This window comes from Agromyces sp. NPDC055661 (assembly GCF_053618135.1).
This window is the reverse complement of record NZ_JBSHHC010000001.1, coordinates 2240075-2259909: the sequence shown is the minus strand read 5'-3', so window position 1 is coordinate 2259909 and position 19835 is coordinate 2240075. Positions and strand designations below refer to the sequence as shown.

General features: G+C 72.2%; 20 protein-coding genes. 11 read left to right on the top strand and 9 right to left on the bottom strand.

All coding sequences use genetic code 11. The features are described 5' to 3' along the window. Window positions 1-81: 81 nt before the first annotated feature. On the top strand, window positions 82-1026 hold the full coding sequence (locus ACWGO8_RS10435; protein ID WP_452042993.1) for a DUF1254 domain-containing protein: 945 nt from the start codon (window positions 82-84) through the stop codon (window positions 1024-1026). Window positions 1027-1084: 58 nt separating this feature from the next. On the opposite strand, the gene ACWGO8_RS10430 is transcribed toward ACWGO8_RS10435, so the two are convergent. Next, window positions 1085-1585, bottom strand: coding sequence for a pyridoxamine 5'-phosphate oxidase family protein (locus ACWGO8_RS10430; RefSeq protein WP_452042992.1), 501 nt, complete (start codon window positions 1583-1585; stop codon window positions 1085-1087). Between the two features lie 86 nt (window positions 1586-1671). Between ACWGO8_RS10430 and ppk2 the strand changes: the two genes are divergently transcribed. After that, complete coding sequence (gene ppk2 / locus ACWGO8_RS10425; RefSeq protein WP_452043548.1) at window positions 1672-2475, top strand: polyphosphate kinase 2; 804 nt, start codon at window positions 1672-1674, stop codon at window positions 2473-2475. A gap of 18 nt (window positions 2476-2493) precedes the next feature. Here the strand turns inward: ppk2 and ACWGO8_RS10420 are convergent, their stop codons facing one another. Further along, window positions 2494-3735: a hypothetical protein gene (locus tag ACWGO8_RS10420; RefSeq protein WP_452042991.1), complete on the bottom strand. Its 1242-nt coding sequence runs from the start codon at window positions 3733-3735 to the stop codon at window positions 2494-2496. Between the two features lie 238 nt (window positions 3736-3973). Here ACWGO8_RS10420 and ACWGO8_RS10415 point away from each other — a divergent pair, with 238 nt between their 5' ends. Continuing rightward, window positions 3974-4150 carry a hypothetical protein gene (locus ACWGO8_RS10415; protein ID WP_452042990.1) on the top strand — a complete coding sequence of 59 codons (177 nt, stop codon included), beginning with the start codon at window positions 3974-3976 and terminating at the stop codon, window positions 4148-4150. A 230-nt stretch (window positions 4151-4380) separates the two neighbouring features. Then, window positions 4381-5577: a DUF2510 domain-containing protein gene (locus ACWGO8_RS10410; protein ID WP_452042989.1), complete on the top strand. Its 1197-nt coding sequence runs from the start codon at window positions 4381-4383 to the stop codon at window positions 5575-5577. Here the strand turns inward: ACWGO8_RS10410 and ACWGO8_RS10405 are convergent. Then, on the bottom strand, window positions 5561-6286 hold the full coding sequence (locus ACWGO8_RS10405) for a M23 family metallopeptidase (protein WP_452042988.1): 726 nt from the start codon (window positions 6284-6286) through the stop codon (window positions 5561-5563). The genes ACWGO8_RS10410 and ACWGO8_RS10405 overlap by 17 nt on opposite strands. 22 nt (window positions 6287-6308) lie before the next feature. Next, window positions 6309-7676: a hypothetical protein gene (locus ACWGO8_RS10400; protein ID WP_452042987.1), complete on the bottom strand. Its 1368-nt coding sequence runs from the start codon at window positions 7674-7676 to the stop codon at window positions 6309-6311. 299 nt (window positions 7677-7975) lie between these two features. Between ACWGO8_RS10400 and ACWGO8_RS10395 the strand changes: the two genes are divergently transcribed. Beyond that, the gene (locus ACWGO8_RS10395) at window positions 7976-9100 is read left to right on the top strand and encodes a DUF2510 domain-containing protein (protein WP_452042986.1); all 1125 of its coding nucleotides are present in this window, start codon (window positions 7976-7978) and stop codon (window positions 9098-9100) included. A gap of 96 nt (window positions 9101-9196) precedes the next feature. On the opposite strand, the gene ACWGO8_RS10390 is transcribed toward ACWGO8_RS10395, so the two are convergent. Then, window positions 9197-9406: a hypothetical protein gene (locus ACWGO8_RS10390; RefSeq protein WP_452042985.1), complete on the bottom strand. Its 210-nt coding sequence runs from the start codon at window positions 9404-9406 to the stop codon at window positions 9197-9199. A 188-nt stretch (window positions 9407-9594) separates the two neighbouring features. After that, window positions 9595-10149 (bottom strand): dihydrofolate reductase family protein, encoded by a 555-nt coding sequence (locus ACWGO8_RS10385; protein ID WP_452042984.1) that lies wholly within the window; start codon window positions 10147-10149, stop codon window positions 9595-9597. 132 nt (window positions 10150-10281) lie between these two features. Between ACWGO8_RS10385 and ACWGO8_RS10380 the strand changes: the two genes are divergently transcribed. After that, window positions 10282-11892 (top strand): LuxR C-terminal-related transcriptional regulator, encoded by a 1611-nt coding sequence (locus ACWGO8_RS10380; RefSeq protein ID WP_452042983.1) that lies wholly within the window; start codon window positions 10282-10284, stop codon window positions 11890-11892. Window positions 11893-12037: 145 nt separating this feature from the next. After that, complete coding sequence (locus ACWGO8_RS10375; protein WP_452042982.1) at window positions 12038-13168, top strand: flavin-containing monooxygenase; 1131 nt, start codon at window positions 12038-12040, stop codon at window positions 13166-13168. A 70-nt stretch (window positions 13169-13238) separates the two neighbouring features. Here ACWGO8_RS10375 and ACWGO8_RS10370 read toward each other — a convergent pair whose 3' ends face one another. Beyond that, entirely contained in the window at window positions 13239-13511 is a 273-nt protein-coding gene (locus tag ACWGO8_RS10370) for a hypothetical protein (protein ID WP_452042981.1), read from the bottom strand. Between the two features lie 163 nt (window positions 13512-13674). Here ACWGO8_RS10370 and ACWGO8_RS10365 point away from each other — a divergent pair, with 163 nt between their 5' ends. Beyond that, the gene (locus ACWGO8_RS10365) at window positions 13675-16536 is read left to right on the top strand and encodes an ATP-binding protein (protein ID WP_452042980.1); all 2862 of its coding nucleotides are present in this window, start codon (window positions 13675-13677) and stop codon (window positions 16534-16536) included. Between the two features lie 2 nt (window positions 16537-16538). Here the strand turns inward: ACWGO8_RS10365 and ACWGO8_RS10360 are convergent, their stop codons facing one another. Next, window positions 16539-16811 (bottom strand): nickel-binding protein, encoded by a 273-nt coding sequence (locus ACWGO8_RS10360; protein ID WP_452042979.1) that lies wholly within the window; start codon window positions 16809-16811, stop codon window positions 16539-16541. 109 nt (window positions 16812-16920) lie between these two features. Between ACWGO8_RS10360 and ACWGO8_RS10355 the strand changes: the two genes are divergently transcribed. From ACWGO8_RS10355 to ACWGO8_RS10345, 3 genes are read left to right on the top strand one after another with little or no spacing between them, the layout of a single operon-like run. After that, window positions 16921-17100 carry a hypothetical protein gene (locus tag ACWGO8_RS10355; protein WP_452042978.1) on the top strand — a complete coding sequence of 60 codons (180 nt, stop codon included), beginning with the start codon at window positions 16921-16923 and terminating at the stop codon, window positions 17098-17100. A 1-nt stretch (window position 17101) separates the two neighbouring features. Further along, window positions 17102-18181: an NAD(P)H-dependent flavin oxidoreductase gene (locus tag ACWGO8_RS10350; protein WP_452042977.1), complete on the top strand. Its 1080-nt coding sequence runs from the start codon at window positions 17102-17104 to the stop codon at window positions 18179-18181. Window positions 18182-18228: 47 nt separating this feature from the next. Next, window positions 18229-19080, top strand: a complete 852-nt coding sequence (locus ACWGO8_RS10345) for an NAD-dependent epimerase/dehydratase family protein (protein ID WP_452042976.1) — start codon at window positions 18229-18231, stop codon at window positions 19078-19080. Window positions 19081-19113: 33 nt separating this feature from the next. Here ACWGO8_RS10345 and ACWGO8_RS10340 read toward each other — a convergent pair whose 3' ends face one another. Then, on the bottom strand, window positions 19114-19797 hold the full coding sequence (locus tag ACWGO8_RS10340) for a VOC family protein (RefSeq protein ID WP_452042975.1): 684 nt from the start codon (window positions 19795-19797) through the stop codon (window positions 19114-19116). Window positions 19798-19835 lie beyond the last annotated feature (38 nt).

The following is a 19835-nucleotide window of genomic DNA, read 5'->3' as shown; positions in this document are numbered from 1 at the left end:
AGACGTGGCGTGTCACGGATGCCGCGGCATCCGCCCGCGACCATAGGCTGGCCTGAGCGTCAGCCGAACGAGGGGGAATGAATGGCCGAGCGTGTCAACATCGACGACTTCGCGGGGGCGGAGACGAGCCGGATGTTCGCGGCGATCGCCGCGCAGGCGGGCGGGACGGGGACGTGGTTCCACAACCGCACGCCGACGCCGCTCGACAACCAGCCGGTGATCCGGCAGAACCGTGACACGCTCTACAGCGCGTACCTGCTCGACGCGTCGGAGGGCGCGACCCTGACGATCCCCGATGCGGGCGACCGCTACCTCTCGGTGATGATCGTGAACAACGACCACTACATCCCGCTCGTGCTGCACGAGCCCGGCGAGCACCGGCTGCACGCCGACGACCTCGGGACCCGGTACGTGCTGATCGGGGTGCGCATCCTCGTCGACCCCGACGATGCCGAGGACGTCGCCGCGGTGAACGCGCTGCAGGACGCGTTCGCGGTCGACGCGGCATCCGCCGAGCCGTTCGTGCTGCCCGAGTACGACCAGGCCTCGTTCGACGAGACGCGCAACGCGTTGCTCGCGCTCTCGCGCGGGCTCGACGGGTATGCCGGCGCGTTCGGCACCCGCGACCGGGTCGACCCGGTGCGTCACCTCATCGCATCGGCGGCGGCGTGGGGCGGCCTGCCCGAGTCGGAGGCGTTCTACACGAACGTCGACCCGCGCCTTCCGGTCGGCGAGTACGCGATCAGGGTGGGCGACGTGCCGGCCGACGCGTTCTGGTCGGTGTCGCTCTACAACGCCGCCGGCTACTTCGAGCAGGTCGACGGCGGCCTCGTGAGCGTGAACAGCGTGACCGCCGAGCGGAACGACGACGGCACCGCGACGATCAGCTTCGGCGGACCCGACGACGGTCGTCCGAACCGGCTCGGGCTCATGGAGGGATGGAACTACCTCGTGCGGTTCTACCGTCCGAGGCCCGAAGTCGTCGACGGCACGTGGACGTTCCCGGAGGTCGAGCCGGTCGGGTGAGCCCGATGGATGCCGCGGCATCCGTCACGGCTGAAGCGAGCGGATGCCGCGGGGCGCCCTACGGGAGCGGCACCCGGTGCTCCTCCTCGTCGAGCACCCAAGCGTGCGAAGCGGTCGCGCGGTAGAGGCGATGCGGCGCGAAGCCGCTCACGTCCGACGGCCTCCACGCCCGCAGCCCCTGCGCCACGGAGCGTTCGTTGAACACCTCGAGTGGGCCCGACAGGTCACCCTCCGAGAGCTCCTCGGCCGTCGCCTCGACGTAGACGGCGATCGCGCCGCCGACCGAGACCGTCGAGTCGAAGATCGCGATCGAGACCTCGGGCCGCTCGGTGACGTTGCGCGAATGGCGGGTCTCGAACCGCGACACCCAGATGAACTCGCGCAAGTCGCGTTCGGCGAACCACACGGGAGTGGCCCACGGGCGACCGGCAGCGTCGGCGGTGGCCAGCGTCATGTAGGTGATCGCGTCGAGCACGCGGCGCGCGGCATCCGTCGCCGATTCGCCTCGGACGAGCGGGGCGCTCGGCTCGGGGGGCGGGCTCGTGAGGTTGGTGGCCATGCTCATGGCTACCAGTTCGAGCCTGCCGCAGGGAAGGGCCGACGTCGTAGGCTTCGATCGCGAGGAGGTGCCCGATGACGAAACGGATGCCGAAGGCGCTGTACGAGCGCGAGCTCATGTCGCTGCAGGCGGAGCTGGTGGACATGCAGGCGTGGGTGCAGCAGACGGGTGCGCGCGTCGTGGTGATCTTCGAGGGACGGGATGCCGCCGGCAAGGGCTCCACGATCAAGCGGGTGTCGGAGTACATGAACCCGCGCGTCACGCGCATCGTGGCGCTGCCGACGCCCAGCGCGCGCGACAAGACGCGCTGGTACTTCCAGCGATACGTGCCGCACCTGCCGGCGGGCGGCGAGATCGTGCTCATGGACCGCTCCTGGTACAACCGGGCCGGCGTCGAACGGGTCATGGGCTACTGCACGAACGAGGAGTACCACCGGTTCCTGCACCAGACGCCGATCTTCGAGCGGCTGCTCGTGGAGGACGGCATCATCCTGCTGAAGTACTGGTTCAGCGTGTCCGACGTCGTGCAGGAGGAGCGGTTCCGTTCGCGCCTCGAGGACCCGATGCGGCGCTGGAAGCTCAGCCCGAACGACGTCATGTCGATCACGAAGTGGGAGGACTACTCGCGCGCCAAGGACACCATGTTCGTGCACACCGACATCGCCGAGGCCCCCTGGTTCGAGGTTCGCAGCGATGACAAGCGGCGCTCGCGAATCAACATGATGACCCACCTGCTCTCGCAGATCCCCTACGAGCGCGTCGAGCCCGAGCCGATCGTGATCCCGCCGCGTCCGGCGCCGGGCGGGTACGAGCGGCCGCCGCGGGACTGGTCGAACATCGTGCCCGACTACGCGCAGGAGCTCATCGACGGGCACACGTCGGACGGATGAGCGGCAGCGGCGCGGGCGCTACTCGGCGCCGAGCGCGTGCCGCGCGTAGCGGTACTTCTCGGCGAGGCGCAGCTGCATCTCGAAATCGAGCCGACGCAGTCGCCACGGCGCCGTGTTGTCGTCGATGTCGGCGAGCTTCACGCGCAGGGCGACCGGGTTGCGGCGGATGCCGGCGTAGTACTCGTCGGGCGAGACCTCGGGCGTGCGCGTCAGCAGGAGCACGACCTCGATGATCTCGGGCAGCACGCCGGCCTCGTGCAGCTCCTGCACGGTGACCGGCGTGTCCTCGAGCACGTCGTGGAGCCACGCGGATGCCGCCTCGATGGGCTCCTCGACGGGGTCGAACTGCTCGGCGACGCGACCGGGGTGGTCGACGTAGGCGGCGCCGCTGCGGTCGAGCTGCCCGCGGTGGGCGATGAACGCGATGCCCTTCGCGAGTGCCACTTGCGCGATGGCGCCGGCCGCCTGCAGCGAGATGCCCGTCGGGTGCGTCGGCGCCGGTGCGGGCGCGGCATCCGCGACGTCCGTGTCGCGGGGAACCCCGCCGATCGGCCCCTCGAATCCGACCGTGGTCGTCTCCATCATCATCGCCTCGAACTCCCCGGTCATCGGATCCACGTCGTCGGTCTCCCCCTCGTCGGTGTGGTCGGTCGGTTCGGCAGGCTCGGGTACATCGGATGCCTCGGCTTCCGTCGCGGGAACCGGCTCGCCCCCGTCGGCATCGTCGTCTTCAGGTTCCGGCTCCTGCGCCGGTGTCCCCTCGATGTCGGCATCCGCCGCCAAGTCGGACTCCGCAGCGACGGTGCCGTCAGCCTCGATCTCTCCATCCGGGTCGACCTCGTCCGCTTCGGCGATCGGATCCCGCCCGCGCACCGGACGCACGAACCGCAGCTCGGCCTCGAGCTCGCCGAGTTCGCGTTCGTCGAGTTCGAGCAGCGACCGGGTGCCGCTCTCGCGGCGGCGCTCGAACGAGACCTCGTCCACCTCGGTGAGGTCGTCGCCGTCGCGGGTCGTGAAGTACCGGCGGCGCGAGCCGTCGGTCACGGCGACGATGACGGAGTCGTAGTCGCCGCTCGGCTCGAACGAGCTCAGGAAGTACCGACGACGATCGGGCAGCGGATGCCGCACCACCTCGACCGGGGCAACCTCGGGTCGCCGCGCGTGCGCACCGGCCCGGCGCGAACGCTCCCCCGGACGCTCGAGCTCCGCCGAGGGCGCGCCGAATCCGGACACGTGCTCGTCTTCGGCGGGGGCGGTCAACCGTGCTCCATGGGGCGGCTGGTCCGTCGGGTCGGCGGAACTGGTGGGGACTGCGGGCTTGGCGGTTCGGATGCGGCGGGCGGGGCACCCGCGCACGATTGATGGTAGGGCGTAACCACCATCGCCGCAGCCGCGCGGCACGGCATGGCCCAACTTCACCGGATGCCGCGGCATCCTGCAGGAGTACCGTGGACGGGTCGGCGGCGCCCGGCCGCCGGGACACGAAGGGGGAACCACCGTGGCCGATTTCGAAGCGCAGGCGGCGATCTCGAAGGCGCGTGAGGCCGCGAGCCTCGCGAGCTACGACATCCAGAAGCTGCCCGAGGACTCAGTCGAGCGCCAGGCGCTCCACAACCTGCTGACCGCGGTCGACTCGCTCATCAACGCGGTCGACGCCGACGACGACGCGGGCTGAGCGCACCCCGGGCGCGGGCGGCGTCGACGCGCAGCGACGAGAGTCTCCCGCTGCGCAGCACTGTGGCGTTGTGGCGTTGTGGCGTTGTGGCACGCGATCCCGGAAGACGGACTCGGTTCGATGCGTCGACGATCACGGGCGAACGGGCAGTGGCGCGGGGCATCCGCGTGCCGTGATCTGGGGCGCGCGCGATCGGTGCGGACCCGCGCCGCGTCTGCCACGATCGAGGCATGAGCGACCCGACGAAAGCGCCGGCCGGGTGGTACGAAGACGGCTCGGGTGGGCGGCGGTACTGGGACGGTGAGGCCTGGACGCCGTACACCGCGCCGGCGGATGCCACGGCGACGACGCCGATCGGGACCGACGACCCGACCGTGTCGTTCGACGGGCCGACGATCCCCTACGTCTGGGGCGGGGGCGCAGCGACGGGCGACGCCTCCGCGTACGGGGAGGGCGTGCCGGCGGCATCCGGGTACGGCGACTCGGCGACCGTGCCGAGCGGGTGGAACGACCCGACCGCGCGATACGACGACCCCGACCTGAGCGCGTTCACGGCGAGCCCCACCGCGCCGACCGAGAACTACGGCACGCAGTACGTCGCGCAGAACGGCCCGCAGTACGGCCCGCAGCCGACGATGGTCATGGCGCCGCAGCATCCGTTCACCGAGCCGTCGAACCCGGGGCCGAACGTGGTCGGCATCATCGCGCTCGTCGTGGCGATCGTGGGGTTCGTGTTCGCGTGCATCCCCGACGTGATGGGGGTCGCGTGGATCCTGCTGCCCGTCGCGTTCGTGCTGTCGCTCGTCGGGCTGTTCGCGCGGGGCGCGAAGTGGCCGGCCGTCACGGGGCTCGTCATCTCGATCGTCGCGACGGTCGTCGGCATCGTGGTGTTCGTCAACGCGCTCGTCGGCTCGTTCGGCGACGTGTGGGACACGATCGACGACGCGATCCCCGACGCGACCGACATCCCGCAGCCGGGCGACCCAGCTCCATTCGGCGAGCCGGAGCAACCGGCCGCACCCGTCGGGAACCTCGTCTTCGGCGACACCATGACGTGGGACGACGGCGTCGCCCTCACGGTCTCGGCGCCCGAGGCCTACACGCCGAGCGCGTTCGCGGTCGGCTCGACGCTCGCGAGCAACGTCGTCTTCACGATGACGATCACGAACAACTCGAACGAGAACCTGCAGCCCGTGCCGTTCCCGACGCTGACGTCGGGCGACCAGGAGGCCAGCCAGATCTTCGACGTCGGCGAGGACCTCGAGGGCAACGGCGACGACGTCGGCATCCCGCCCACCGCCATCGTTCCGCCGGGCGGGTCGATCTCGTGGCGCGTCGCGTGGTCGGTCGCCGATCCTGCCTCCCTCACGATGGAGGCGTCGCCGAGCTTCGCCTACGCGAACGCGACGTTCACGATCGTGCCGTAGCGACCGACCGGATCCGCTCGCGCCGCCCGGGCACGCCGTCGGCGACCGGTTCCCACACGCCGCCGCGCTGCACCTCGTAGGCGCGGAACGCGCAGGGGATGCCGTTCGCCGAGAGGAGGTCGGGCGAGTCCATGAGCTGGAAGTGCAGGTGCGGCGACGTGGAGTTTCCGGTGTGGCCGACGCGTCCGAGCAGGTCGCCCGCGGCGACGCGCTGTCCCGGCTCAACCGCGACCGTGTCGGGCGCGATGTGGGCGAAACCCGCGTAGACCTCGCGCCCACCCGCCGCCGGCAGGGTCGCGCGCAGGATCACGTGGTTCCCCATGATCGACGGCAGCTTGTCGGGCGTGAACGTCACGGCGTTCTTGAGCATTCGGAAGACCTCGCCGGTCGGCACGATCCACTCGCGCTCGGCCATGCCGTCGACCGCGGCCACGACCTCGCCGTCGAACGGCGCGTGGATCGGCTGGCCCCACGCGTAGCACTCGCGCGTTCGACCGCCGACCGTTTCGGTGCGCCAGGATCCGCCGGGGTGCACGTGCACGCCCGGCCGGTCGTCGACCTTCACGAAGTCGTACGCGTAGCGCTGCCCGAGCATGTCGGTGCCGTGGCTCGGCACGCGATACGCGGGCGTCGTCACCGCCATCCACCCCTCGCCGCGCAGCGGGAAGTCCACGACGACGGGCGCGTCGAGCTCGGCCGGCCGACCCACGGCAGCGGCCGCCGCCGCCACGTCAGTACCGCCAGCGCACGGCGTCGGCCACGTTCTGCGGCGGGCGTCCGCCGTACGCGTCGGCCTCGTGTCGCCGCACCGCGACGTACGCGTCGAGCAGCACGTCGCCGAACACCTCGCGGTAGAACGCGCTCCCGTCGAGCAGGTCGAGCGCCGCGGCGAGGTCGGCGGGCAGGCGACGGATGCCGCGTGCCGCGCGCTGCTCGTCGGTCAGCCGTCCGGGGTCGATCTCGACGGGCTCGGGCAGCCGCGCGCTGCGGCGCACGCCGTCGACGGCCGCCGCGAGGACCGCCGCCACCGCGACGTACGGGTTCGCCGCGGCATCCATCGGCTTCACCTCGAGGTTCGCCTGGCTCGCGTGCGCGAGCACGTCGACGGTCTGCCCGGTGACGTACCGGATCGCCGCCTCGCGGTTCGCCGGCCCCCAGCAGATGTCGGCGCCGGCCCAGGTGCGCGGGCTCAGGCGCACGAACGAGAGGACGCTGCCGCCGAGCAGCGCGACGCTCTCCTCGAGCCGGTCGAGGATGCCGGCGATGAGGTGGCCGCCCTCCCACGTGACGCCGAGCCGGGTCGCCGGGTCGACGAGCAGCGCCTGCCCGTCGCGCGTCGCCGACAGGTGCACGTGGCATCCGTTCGTCGCGCCGCCGACCAGTGGCACGGGCGAGAACGACACGAGCAGCCCGTGCGCGGCGGCCGTGCGCAGGATCACCACCCGGGCGAGCGCGAGGTCGTCGACCGCGCGCAGCGGCTCGCGCGGCGCGAGCGCGAGCTCGTACTGCCCTGGCCCGAACTCGGGGTGGAACTGCGCGACCGGCACGCCCGCGGTGTCGAGCGCGGCGAGCACGTCGAGCATCCACGCCTCGACGTCGAGGGTCGCGCGCGTCGAGTACCCCGGTCCCTGTGCGGCGAGCTCGGGCTCGGCCGGGGTGCCGCGGAAGAGCGTGAACTCGAGCTCGAACCCGATCAGGAAGTCGAGGCCGGCAGCCGTGGCATCCGCTGCCACCCGGCGCAGCGCCGAGCGCGTGCAGGTCGGATGCACCGTGCCCTCGAGCGTGTGCAGGTCGGCGGGCGCCCATGCGAGCCCGGTCGCCGGGTCGAGCATCGCGACGGCCGACAGGTCGGGGATGCCGCGCAGGTCGCCGACGATCGGGTCGAGCGCCGCCGTCTCGTTGAGGTGGTCGTCGACCGAGAACAGGAATCCGACGCTGTTCGAGATCGTGATGCCGTGCGCGGCCGCGCCGGCGAGTGCCCGCGCCGGCAGCACCTTCGCCCGCGCGATCGAGGCGTTGTCGTGGTAGCTCACGAGCAGCGCGCGCACCTGGTCGAGGTCGACGGATGCCGCGCCGACGCTGTCGTTCGAAGTCCCCATGTCGTTCCTCCCCGGCGGGCCGAACCTATCCCGGGGCAGGCGCTTTCGGCAACGGTGGGGCATGTCGGTGCGGCAGGGGTGGGTCATGTCGGTTCGGCCGGGGGTGGGGAGGTTCCCTGCGGCGCAGGACGGAATTCGTCGACCAGTCGACCAGTCGATTTGTCGATTTGTCGATTTTGTCGATTTGTCGATTTGTTTACTCGTGAACTTTGCGACCGATTCTGCCGAAAGAACATGTACCCCGATCTGGGGCGGGCCCGTCCCCCACGCGCGGAAGGCCCTCTGCCAGCATCGAAGGCATGAGTGACGCACGGACACCCGCAGGCTGGTACCCCGACGGATCCGGCAACCTCCGCTACTGGGACGGGAACGCCTGGACCGAGCACACGGCGCCCGGTCCGGCTGCCGCGGTGCCGGGTGAGGCGACCGCTGCACCCGCCGACGCGGCATCCGCCGGCGACACCGCGGTGCTCTCCGAGGAGACGACGTGGCGTGAGTCGCCGACCGAGGTCGTGCCGCCGGTCGCGCCCGCCGCGTCCGTCCACGCGGGCGGCGTCCCGCCGATCCCGCCGGCACCGGACGCGCCGACGCAGCCGTACGGGCCCGCCGCCGGCCAGACCCAGCCGTACTACGCCGTCACCGGCGCGCCGGTCGCGGTCGCGGAGCAGCCCGGCGCTGCATCCTCGACGAAACCGCACGTGCTCGCGATCGTCGCGCTCGTGGTCGCGGCGGTCGGCTTCATCTTCGCGTGCATCCCGGGCGTCTTCATCGTCGGCTGGGTGCTGCTGCCGATCGCGTTCATCCTCTCGATCGTCGCGTTCTTCCTGAAGGGCGCGAAGTGGCCGGCGATCACCGCGCTCGCGCTGTCGGTCGTCGGCACGATTGTGGGCGTGGTCATCTTCGTCGTGCTGGTGTCGGGGGCGTTCAACCAGGCGGTCGAGGAGTTCGACGACGCGATCGCCGAGGCGTCCGAGGCGGCCGAGACCCCGCTCGACCAGGAGGAGCCGGCCGAGGAGCCCGACACCGCACCGGTCGGCAATCTCGCCTTCGGCGACACCATGGTGTGGGAGGACGACGTGGAGCTGACGGTCTCGGCGCCCGTGCCCTACTCGCCGACCGAGTTCGCGGCGGGCGCGACGCTCCCGAACAACATCGTCTTCACGATGACGATCACGAACAACTCGACAGAGAACCTCGAGCCGCTGCCGTTCGCGCAGCTGTCGTCGGGCGGCCAGGAGGCCAGCCAGATCTTCGACATCACGGCCGACGGCGAGGACGTCGGCGTGCCGCCGACCACGGTGATCCTGCCGGGCGAGTCCGTCACGTGGCGCACCGCCTGGTCGGTCGCCGACCCGGCGTCGCTCACGATGCAGGTCGCCCCGAGCTTCGCGTACGAGGACGCCGTCTTCACCAACATCCCGTAGCGACCCGGCGGCTCACCCGGCCGTGTCGGCCATGGTGAACGCCGGCACAGCCGGGCGGATGCCGCGGGGTCGCGCCCCGCGGCATCCGATCAGTCGTCAGGCGACGGCGGGCTCCCGCGTCAGGGCGGCGTAGCGGCCGGCGTGCAGCCGCGCCAGGTCGAGGTCGCCGGCGAGCAGGGCCTCGGCGCAGCCGCGAGCGGCCTCGTCGGTCTCGAGCTGCCGCGTGACGTCCTCGGCGTTGGTCCGGAGGGCGCGCAGGAGGCGGTCCCGGTCTTCGTAGATCATGTTCTCCTCGATTTCCGTCATGGCGATCATGACGACGTCCCCCGGTGCAGGCGAGGATAGCTCAGATGGCTGGAGATAGCCAACGCCGGTTGGTTTTCGGCCGGCAGCGGGCGCTGCGGCGGGCACGACCGAGCGGATGCCGCGAGGTCGCCCCGCGGCATCCGCTCACCGTGCGCTGCTGCGCCGCTGCGCTGCTGCGCAGTCGCGAGTCAGCGCTCGACGTCGTAGACGTACTTGACGACGCCGTTCGGGTACGCCTCGAACTCGACGAGCTTGAGCGTGCCCTGCTCGCGTCCGTTGAAGAGGCGCTTGCCCTCGCCGAGCGTGACGGGGAACTGCAGCAGGTGGTAGCGGTCGACCAGGCCGGCCTCGGCGAGCGCCTGCGCGAGCGTCGGGCTGCCGTGCACCAGAATGGTGCCCTCGCCGTCGCCCTCCTTCAGCGCGGCCACCTCGTCGAGGGAGCGCAGCACCGAGGTGTTGTTCCACTCGGGGTCGGTGAGCGTGGTCGACACGACGTACTTCGGCATGGCGTTGTACTCGGCGAACTCGTCCATCTTCGGCCAGATCGGCGCGAACTCGTCGTAGCTCTGGCGGCCGATGAGCAGGGCGCCGGCCTCCTCCTGCTCGGTGCCCTTGATCTCGTAGGCCTCCTCGACGAACGGGACCTCCTTGAAGGTCCAGCCCGCACGCGGGTGATCGCCGCCTCCGGGGGAGTCGACGACGCCGTCGAGGGTGATGAACTCGGTGACGATGAGGGTGCGCATGGCGGATCCTTCTCCTGGGCCGTTTCGAGGCGGACGATCCGTCTCATTCTGGACGTCGAACGACCCCGCGCCCAGATCGACATCGGGCGCGGATTCCTTGTCGCACCGTCGGGTCGGGCCGATACTGGCAGCATGCCCACCGCCGGAGCGGCGCGGGCGGTCGATTGGGTGGCCCGCTACGACGAGCTCTCCGCCGGGCGCGAGGCGCTCGGCGCCGAGGAGCTCGACGAGCTCGGCCTCGCGGCGTGGTTCCTCGGACGCGAGGCCGACTCCGTGCAGGCATGGAGCGACGCCCACGAGGCCTACCTCGCCGCCGGCGACACGGATGCCGCGATCCGCTGCGCGTTCTGGCTCTGCTACACGCTCGGTCAGCATGCCGACTACGTGCGGGCCGGCGCCTGGATGGCGCGGCTGATCGATCTCGCCGGCGACACTCCCACGGCGCGGTCGGGCGCCGCCGCACTGCTCTGCCGTGCCGTCGCCACCTTCGAGTTCGGCGGCGTCGAGGAGTCGGTCGAGCTCAGCGGCCGGGCGATCCGGCTCGCGCACTCGGCGGGCGACCTCGACCTCGAGGTGCTCGCCACCATGGCGCTCGGCCGGTCGCTCGTCGCGAGCGGCGACCCGCGTGCGGGCTTCGCCTGCCTCGACCGCGTGATGCTGACGATCTCGACCGAGGGCGTCAGCGACCGGGTGGCGGGCCCGGCCTACTGCGCGGTCATCGCGAGCTGCCTCGACCGCTGGGACGTGGAGCGGGCGCGTGTCTGGACGCGCGACCTCAGCGACTGGTGCGACGCGCAGCGCGGACTCGAGCCGTTCCGCGGCGAATGCTCGGTCCATCGCGCGACCGTGCTGCAGCTCGTGGGCGAGTGGACGGAGGCGGCCGTCACCCTGTCGGAGGTCACGCTGCGCGAGCGTCGCGAGCAGACGCTCGAGAACGCCGTCTACGGTCTCGGCGAGCTGCACCGGCTGGCGGGCCGCGCCACCGAGGCCGAGGACGCCTACCGGCAGGCCGGCGCGCTCGGCCGCGAGGTGCAGCCCGGGCTCGCCCTGCTCCGCCGCGACAGCGGCCGCGCGGCGGCGGCTCGCAGCGGCATCGCGCGGGCGCTCGAAGCCGGTCCGGCACCGCGGACCCGTACCGAGCTCCTCGCCGCGCAGGTCGAGCTCGAGCTCGACGGCGGCGACCGCGCCGTCGCCGAACGCGCGTCCGCCGCCCTGCGCGACCTCGCGAACACCTTCGACACGCCCTACCTGCAGGCCCAGGCCGACCGCGCCGAAGCCCGGGTGCGCCTCGCAACCGATGCACCGGATGCCGCGCTGCCCCTGCTGCGCCGATCGTGGGCCGCGTGGCGACGGCTCGACGCCCCGTACGACGCCGCGATCACGCGCGTGCTCCTCGGCCGCGCGAGCCGCGCCCTCGGCGATGAGGAGGCCGCCCAGCTCGAGTTCGACGCCGCCCGCACGGTGCTCACCGACCTCGGCGCGGCGCCGGACCTCGCCCGGCTCGAGCGGATCGCGGTGCCGGGCGCGCGATCCGACGCCGCGGGCGGCCTCACCCGGCGCGAGGTCGAGGTGATCCGCCTGATCGCGAGCGGGCGGTCGAACCGCGAGATCGCCGACCACCTGTTCCTCAGCGAGCGCACCGTCGCCCGGCACGTGAGCAACATCCTCGCGAAGCTCGGCGTCGCCAATCGCGCGGGCGCCACGGCGTTCGCGTTCGAGCACGGGCTCGCCGCGTCCGCCTGAGGCATCCGGGCACCGGGGGGGGCCCGCGCGCACGGCTCGCCCGTGCCCGGAATTGGTCATTTCTGCCGACGCCGCCGCCTCGCGGCATCCGTACGTTCGCGTCAGGGACGCAGCAAGGGCGTCCGAGCAGACCGAGGAGGCCGCCATGTCCACCACCGTTCTCGACACCGCCGTGATCGGCGCGGGCGCCGCCGGGCTCATCGTGGGCAAGCGGCTCGCCGACCGGGGCATCCGCTTCGAGCTCTTCGACGAGCATGCCCGCGTGGGCGACGCGTGGCGCGAGCGCTACCGTTCACTGCGCCTGTTCACGCCGCGACGCTTCGCGAGCCTGCCCGGCATGCTCCTCGACGTCGGCCGGTTCGAGTACCCGACCGGCGCGCAGTTCGGCGACTACCTCGAGGGCTACGCCCGACGGTTCGACCTGCCCGTGCGCACCTCCTCGCGCGTCGCCTCCCTGAACCGGGAGCCCGACGGGCGCTTCCGGCTCGAGCTCGCCGACGGCGACGAGGTGCTCGCCGAGCGCGTGATCGTCGCGTCGGGCGCGCACCGCATCCCGGTCACGCCGGCGTTCGCAGCCGGCCTCGATCCGTCGATCCGCCAGCTGCATTCGCTCGACTACCGGGGCCCCGAGCAGTTCGCGGACGGGCCGGTGCTGGTGGTGGGCGCCGCGAACTCGGGCACGGATGTCGCGCTCGACGCCGCCCGCGCCGGCCACGCCGTGACGCTGGCGGGCCGCCACCCCGGCCATGCGCCGGTCGACATCGACACTGCGATCGGCAACGCGATGAGCGGCATCTTCCTCCGTCGACTGCGGCGCATCACGATCGACACCGAGCGAGGCCGCAGGATGCTGGCCGCCGTGCGCGGGCACGGGGTGATGCTCATCCGCAACTCGCTCCGCGACCTCGAGCGCGCGGGCGTCGTGCAGGTCGGCCGCGTGCGCGGCGTCGAGGCGGGGCATCCGGTGCTCGATGACGGCACGGTCGTCGACGCCGCGACCGTGGTGTGGTGCACGGGCTCTCGGCCCGACCTCTCCTGGATCCGCGTCGACGGCATCGTCGGCGCCGACGGCGAGCCCGAGACGACCCGCGGTGTCGTCGACGGATGCCCCAGGCTCGCGTTCGTGGGCATGGAGTTCCAGTACTCCGTGGCCTCCGCGGCCCTCATCGGCATGGACCGGGATGCCGCGTTCGTCGTGGACGCGCTGTTCGGGGACGTGGCGCGTGTCGGGCTCGCGGAGGCGGTCTCAGCCCAGGCAGCCGACGTGACCGCCTAGCCACGACACGGAAGCGGGGGCGGAGCCTCGCGGCATCCGCCCCCTGGGAGGGTCTTCGTCACCCTCGGTCTCATCGCTGGACGCGCTGCATCCGCTCCTGGTGCAGGTATCCGAGACTCATGTCGTCCTCCACCTGCTCTGCGATCAGCCGGTCGAAGTCGGTGCCGCACACCCCCTTGGGCACGGCCTGCCGCACGTAGTCGGGCGCGTTGCACACCTCGGTCGAGGACTTCGGCACGCTCAGCTTCGCAGAGCCGGACCCCGCCGACGTCTGCCCGCACCCGGCCAGCAGCAGCACGGCCGCAGCTGCTGGAACCGCCCATCGGAGTGTTCGAGTGTTCATGGTCGTTCCCTTCCCCGCCGGCTCGCTGCCGCGGCCGGTCGAGGGCGACGCTACGGATGCCGCGAGCCCACCACATGACGTGGATGGGTCATCTTCCACGCCCGACGCCATAGTCAATTCGGGTCATCGACCCCCCGCCGCTGACGGCGCTATCGTGTGGAGCATGCGGAGCTGGCCAGCTCCCGCCCTGCCTTCGAGTTGGACGAACACCGGCGCCCCGCCCTTCGTGGCCCGACGCGAGGAGCTCCGTGCGCTGCACGAGGCCTACACGGCGGTCGAGGCCGGAGCCGGGGGAGCGGTCTTCCTGAGCGGCGACCCGGGCACGGGCAAGTCGCGGCTCCTCGCCACCATCGGGAGCGCCTTCCACTCGCTGGGCGGCGCCGTGCTCTACGGCGACTGCATCCAGGAGCTCGGCCGTCCGCTGGAGCCGTTCGACCAGGCGCTCGCGCCGCTGCTGTCGGCGCTCGGACCGGACGACGAGATCCCCGTGGCAGCGCTCGATGTCGTCCGCGAGACCTTCGCCGCGGGGGAGGGCGAAACGGCTCCATCGATCGGCCAGGATCGGCTCTTCCAGTCCATCCTCGACGTGCTGACCGCGGCGTCCGCGACCCGGCCCATCGTGCTCGCCCTCGACGACATGCACTGGGCGGCGGAGGATGTCGTGCGTCTGCTTCGACGCCTCGTCGTCGGCATCGCCGACTCGCGGATCCTCGTGCTCGTGGCGATGCGCCCCGACCCGCCCGACCGCTCCGAGCCGCTCACCGAGCTCATCGCCCAGCTGACGCACCTGCCGGGAGTCGAGCGGATGCCGCTGCCACCGTTCAGCCCGGCCGACCTGACCGAGTTCCTCGAGCTCGGCTTCGGGCTCCCCGCCGACGAGGCGGACGCGGCGGCCCTGGCCCTCGTCGAGGTCACCGGTGGGAACCCGTTCCTCGTGCGGACCACGTGGCGCCAGGTGGTGGACGCGATCGGAGCCCGCGACCGGCGCGTCGACATGCCGGATTCCGCCTTCGAGCCGCTCCGCCCTCGCATCGCGATGCTCTCGGATGCCGAACTCCGCGTGCTCCGAGTCGCCGCCGTGCTGGGTCACGAGGTCGACCTGGTGGAACTCCTCGCGATCAGCGAGATGCCGCAGGCGGACACGCTCGAGGCGATCGATGCCAGCGTGCACGCCGGGCTCCTGGAGCACCCTGCCCGGATGGGCACCCTCTTCCGGTTCCCGCACGCCATCGCTCGGCAGGCGGTGCTCGACGGCGTGCCGGATTCGGAGCTCATGCGCATCCACGCCCGGATCGCGGAGACGCTCGAGTCGCAGTTCCCCGCGGCACCGCGCCTCGTGCAGCGCCTCGCCTACCACTACGTGGCGGCGCGAGCACTCGGATTCGGCGATCGAGCCGTCGAGTACCTCATCCGGTCCGCCGAGTCCGCCGACCTCAGACTGGCCCACGAGCAGGCCGGCGGCCTGTTCGAGCAGGCGGCGGAACTGGCCGCGGTGCCGGCGCAGCGCGACGAGCTCCGACAACGATCGGCACGCAGCTGGGCCCTGGCGTCGGACTTCGCGCGGGCTCGGCAGCTCTACGAGCGGATGATGGAGACCTCCGACCCGCGGGTTCGGCTCCGGGCCGCGATCGGCTACGAGGACGGGGCGTGGCGAGAGGGCCTCGATGGCGCCCGCAGCGCTGAACTCCTGGCGGCTGCACTGGACGCGGTCCCGGCCGACGAGCGCGACCCCCTCCTCGTCGAAGGCCTCGGGAGCCTCGGACGCGCCATCGCCTTCACGGGGAAGCCCGACGACGGCGCCGCGATCGGCGACCGCGCGATCGCCCTCGCCCGCGAGCTCCACGACGACCGGACCCTGGCCGCCACGTTGCGCACCCGCATCTGGCAGTCGCTGCGGCCGGAGGGCATCCGGGAGCGGATCGCCGAGGCGGATGAGATGGAACCTCTGACCACCGGCATGTCCGAGGACTGGGCGGGGCTCACCGGGATCGTCCGGACGTTCGCCGGCTACGTCGTCGGCGATCCCGCCGTCATGGAGCGCGGCCAGTCCCGCCTGACCGCCAACTCGAAGCGATGGGGCGCCTACTGGACGTTCTGGTCCGAGTCCGCCCGTTTCGGACGGGCGTTCGCCGACGGACGGCTGGCGGACGCGAACCACATCCTCCGCGAGATCGGGATGATCGAACAGGGATTCCGTGGGGACCTGAATCCGGGATCGTATGCCGTGCAGGAGTACATGCTCCGCCGGGAGGGCGGGCGGCTCGGCATCGCGGCATCCGTGATCACGGGGGACGAATCACCCACCGCCACGTGGGCTCCGGGGTTGCTCGCGCTCTATACCGAGCTCGGCATGTCGGAACCCAGCCGTCGGATCCTGCACTGGCTGCTCGAACGGGAGACCGAGCAGCTCCGATGCTCGGCGGACTGGCCGGGGCGGCTCGCGTTCATGGCCGAAGCAGCGCTGGCCCTCGAGGACACGACTGCGGCGAGCACGCTCCTCCCGCATCTCGAGGACTACTCGGGCTGCAACCTCGTCTCGGGATTCTTCGTCGCACAGTTCGGCCCCGCCGACCTCTACCTGGGCCGGCTCCGGGAACTCCTCGGAACGGGCGATCCGTCGGCCGACTTCGGGCGTGCGATCGTGCTCGGCGAGGAGTTCCACGCCCCGCTGCACGTGGCGTACGCGTGCGCGGCGGCCGGCGCCTTCGCACGCCGCCACGGCGATGCGAACGAAGCCGAGGCCTTCACCGAGCGCGCACGGGCGATCGCCGAGCCGCTCGGGCTCGTCCGCGTGCTGAGGGGGCTGCCCGAGGCATCCGCCGCACCGAGCATCGGTGGACTCACGCCGCGCGAGATCGAGGTGCTGCGCCTGCTCGCGGACGGACTCAGCAACCGCGAGATCGCGACGGAACTGGTGATCAGCGAGCACACTGCCGCGAACCACGTGCGCAGCATCCTCACGAAGGTCGGCGCGCCGAACCGCACGCGTGCCGCACGCTTCGCGCGTGAGCAGGGTCTCGCCTGATCTCAGGACACCGGCGCGTACGTCCCGTTCGGCAGCCCGATGCTGTCGACCTCGATGATGACGTCGGCCGGGATGCCCGCGCGCGCCGCGGCGGCGAGGATCGCGTCGGGTGACGGCGCCTCGTAGACGCAGTAGCTCTTGCGACGATCCACCGAGAGGAAGGAGTAGAGCCAGCGCACCGACTCCTGGTCGTTGATCAGCCCGAGTTCCCGGGCGCCGTCCGGAGAGTTGACGACCTTCTCGGCATAGTTGCGTTCGATGATGTAATACGGCATCGCACACCCCCGCGTGCTCGTTTCACGGCCGAGGGTACTCCCCGTCCCGGCTGTCCGGAACCGCACCGGTCACCCTCGTTCGGGCCACGTCGGGGCGTACCGTGGAACGGTGCGAGCGGACCACGAACGGGGCGAGCCGGAGATCGGTGAGATCCTCGACGGCGCCGTGTGCTGGCTCGCCGCGACGTGCACCGAGTGCGGCGCCCTCATCGAGGGCGGCACCTGCTGGAACTGCGGCGCCCGGCGCGTCGACGAGCAGGGCGTGCGGCCCGGGACGGCGGAGGACTGACATGGCGGACGGCGCGACGCGACTCACCGGACTGCTGGGCATCGAGCATCCGATCGTGCTCGGGCCCTTCGGCGGCCTGTCGTCGGTCGAGCTCACCGCGGCGGTGAGCGAGCTCGGCGGGCTCGGCTCGTTCGGGCTCTACGGCTACGACGCCGGCCGCATCGCCGAGACGGCAGCGGCGCTGCGAGCGGCGACCGACCGACCGTTCAACCTCAACGTGTGGCTTCCGCTGACGGATGCGCCGACCGACGCCCCGTTCGACCGCGACGCCTACGACCGCACCGTCGCGGCGCTCCGTCCGTTCTTCGACGAGGTCGGGCTTCCCGTGCCGACCGAACCGCCCGCCACCTACCTCCCGCCGTTCGCGGAGCAGTGGGCGGCCGTTCTCGAGGCGCGGCCCGCCGTCGCGAGCTTCGTGTTCGGCGTGCCGCCCGCCGACGTTGTCGAGAGCGCGCGGGCGCGCGGCATCCGCCTGGTCGGCACCGCGACGTCGGTCGACGAGGCCGTCGCCCTCGACGCGAGCGGCGTCGACGCGATCGTCGCGACCGGGCTCGAGGCGGGCGGACACCGGGTGTCGTTCCTGCGCGAGCCCGAGCAGTCGCTCATCGGGTCGATCGCGCTCGTCCCGCAGGTGGTCGACGCCGTATCGGTGCCCGTCATCGCGGCGGGCGGCATCGCCGATCGCCGGGGCGTCGCCGCGGCGCTGGCACTCGGCGCGTCGGGCGTGCAGGTCGGCACGGCATTCCTGCGTACGCGCCAGTCGGCCGCGAACGACGCCCATCGCGCGGCCATCGGCGACACGGCCGCGCACGAGACCGTGCTCACCCGCGCCATGAGCGGACGACTGGCGCGCGGCCGGCTGAACCGCGCCATTCGCGAGATCGAGGCATCCGGGGCCATCGCGCCCTTCCCCGTGCAGAACTGGCTCACCGGAAGGTTCCGCGCCGAGGCCGGCCGCCAGGGCCGCGGCGACCTGCAGTCGCTCTGGATGGGCCAGGCGGCGCCGCTCGCGGTGCGCGACGACGTGCGGGCGGTGTTCGAGGAGCTCGCGGCTGGGGTCGGGTCCTCGGGCGCCGCCTGAACGTCGCCTCCCCGACGACCGGTGCGCGGTTTGGCATGATCGTGCGCATGGGTGCAACGGATGCCGCGAGCGAGGTCGTCGTCGTCACGGGCGCGTCGGGGCGCATCGGCCGGCGCGTGGTGCCGCTCTTGCGCAGACCGGGTCGGGTGCTGCGCCTCGTCGACCTCGATGTGCCCGAGGACGCCGCGGCATCCGACGACCTCGCACTCGGCGCGATCGAGTGGCACCGCACCTCGATCGAGGACGAGGAGGCGCTCGGCCGAGTCGTCGCCGGCGCCGGAGCGGTCGTGCACCTCGCCGCGCTCTCATCGGAGCGTCCGTGGGCCGACCTGCTGCGCGTGAACATCGACGGCACGCAGAAGGTGCTCGAGGCGGCCCGCGCCGCGGGGGTGCGCCGGGTGTTCCTGGCGAGCAGCGTGCACGCCGTCGGGTTCGCCGAGGTCGCGGAAGCTGCACACGACGAACCGCTGCTGCCGCGGCCCGACACGTACTACGGGGTCAGCAAGGCGGCCCTCGAGGCGCTCGGCAGCCTCTACGCCGACCGGTTCGGCATGAGCATCGTGACGGCGCGCATCTGCCACTTCGCGCCCGACCCCGGCCAGGGCGGCACGCTCGGCCTCAGCCTGGCGCAGTGGTTCTCGGTCGACGACGCCGTGCGGCTCATCGAGGCGTCGCTGCGCGTCGACGACGGACGCCACCACCTCGTGTGGGGAGTGTCCGCGAACGCGCCCTCGCGATTCTCGCTCGAGGCGGGTCGCGCGATCGGGTTCGAGCCGCAGGACGACGCGGTCCGCATCGCGACCGAGCGTGACGGCTCCGCGCCCGTCATCCCGGGGCCTCGCGGGCCGCTCGGTGGCATGTTCACCGACGACGAGCATCCCGTCGGCGGGACCTGGTAGCGGTCCGACCGTCCCGGCCGTGCCCAGCCCGGGTCAGTCCTCCTGCTGCTCCTCCAGGCGGGTGGCGTCGCGGCCCCACCAGGTCGTGATGTCGACACCGTGGTTCTCGGCGTCGGCGAGCGTCCACCACTCCGGAGCGAAGGAGTCGTCGGCCATCCGCCCACCCGCCGCGATGGCTGCGTCGATGCGGGCGTGCACCTGGTCGTGCGGCACGCTCACGTCGATGTGCATGCGCCCGCGGCCGGGCGCGACGCGCTCCTCTGGCTGGAGGAAGAACGACGGGTTGCGCCGCAGCGGGTCGGCGAGGTGGGACCCGTTCGGCCGCACGTAGCCGAGCACGGCGGTCCAGAACGGCATGACGTCGGCCGACGGCGGCGAGGCGACGGCCGCCTGCACGATCTGCAGCGCCGACGGGTCGGCGTCGAGTCCCAGGTCGCGCGCCACCTCGGAGATGCGCCTCGCGAGCTCGATGTCGCGTGTGCTCAGGTTCCGGATGCCCCGAGTGATGAGCTTCACCGCGACGCCCTCGCGGCGCAGGTCGACGTCGGGGTCGTGCCGCGTGGGTGCCGCGAGCTCGGCGACCGCCGCCACGAACCTGGCGGCCTGCGCATACGACGTGGCGCGGAAGAACGCGTGCGCGCCCCAGTAGAGCACGCGCCAGTCGTCGACGCCGTCGGCGTCGTGGAACTGTTGCGGCGTGATCGGCTCGACATCCATGCGCCCCATGCTGGCGGGGCGGGGCCGTCGTGGCAATG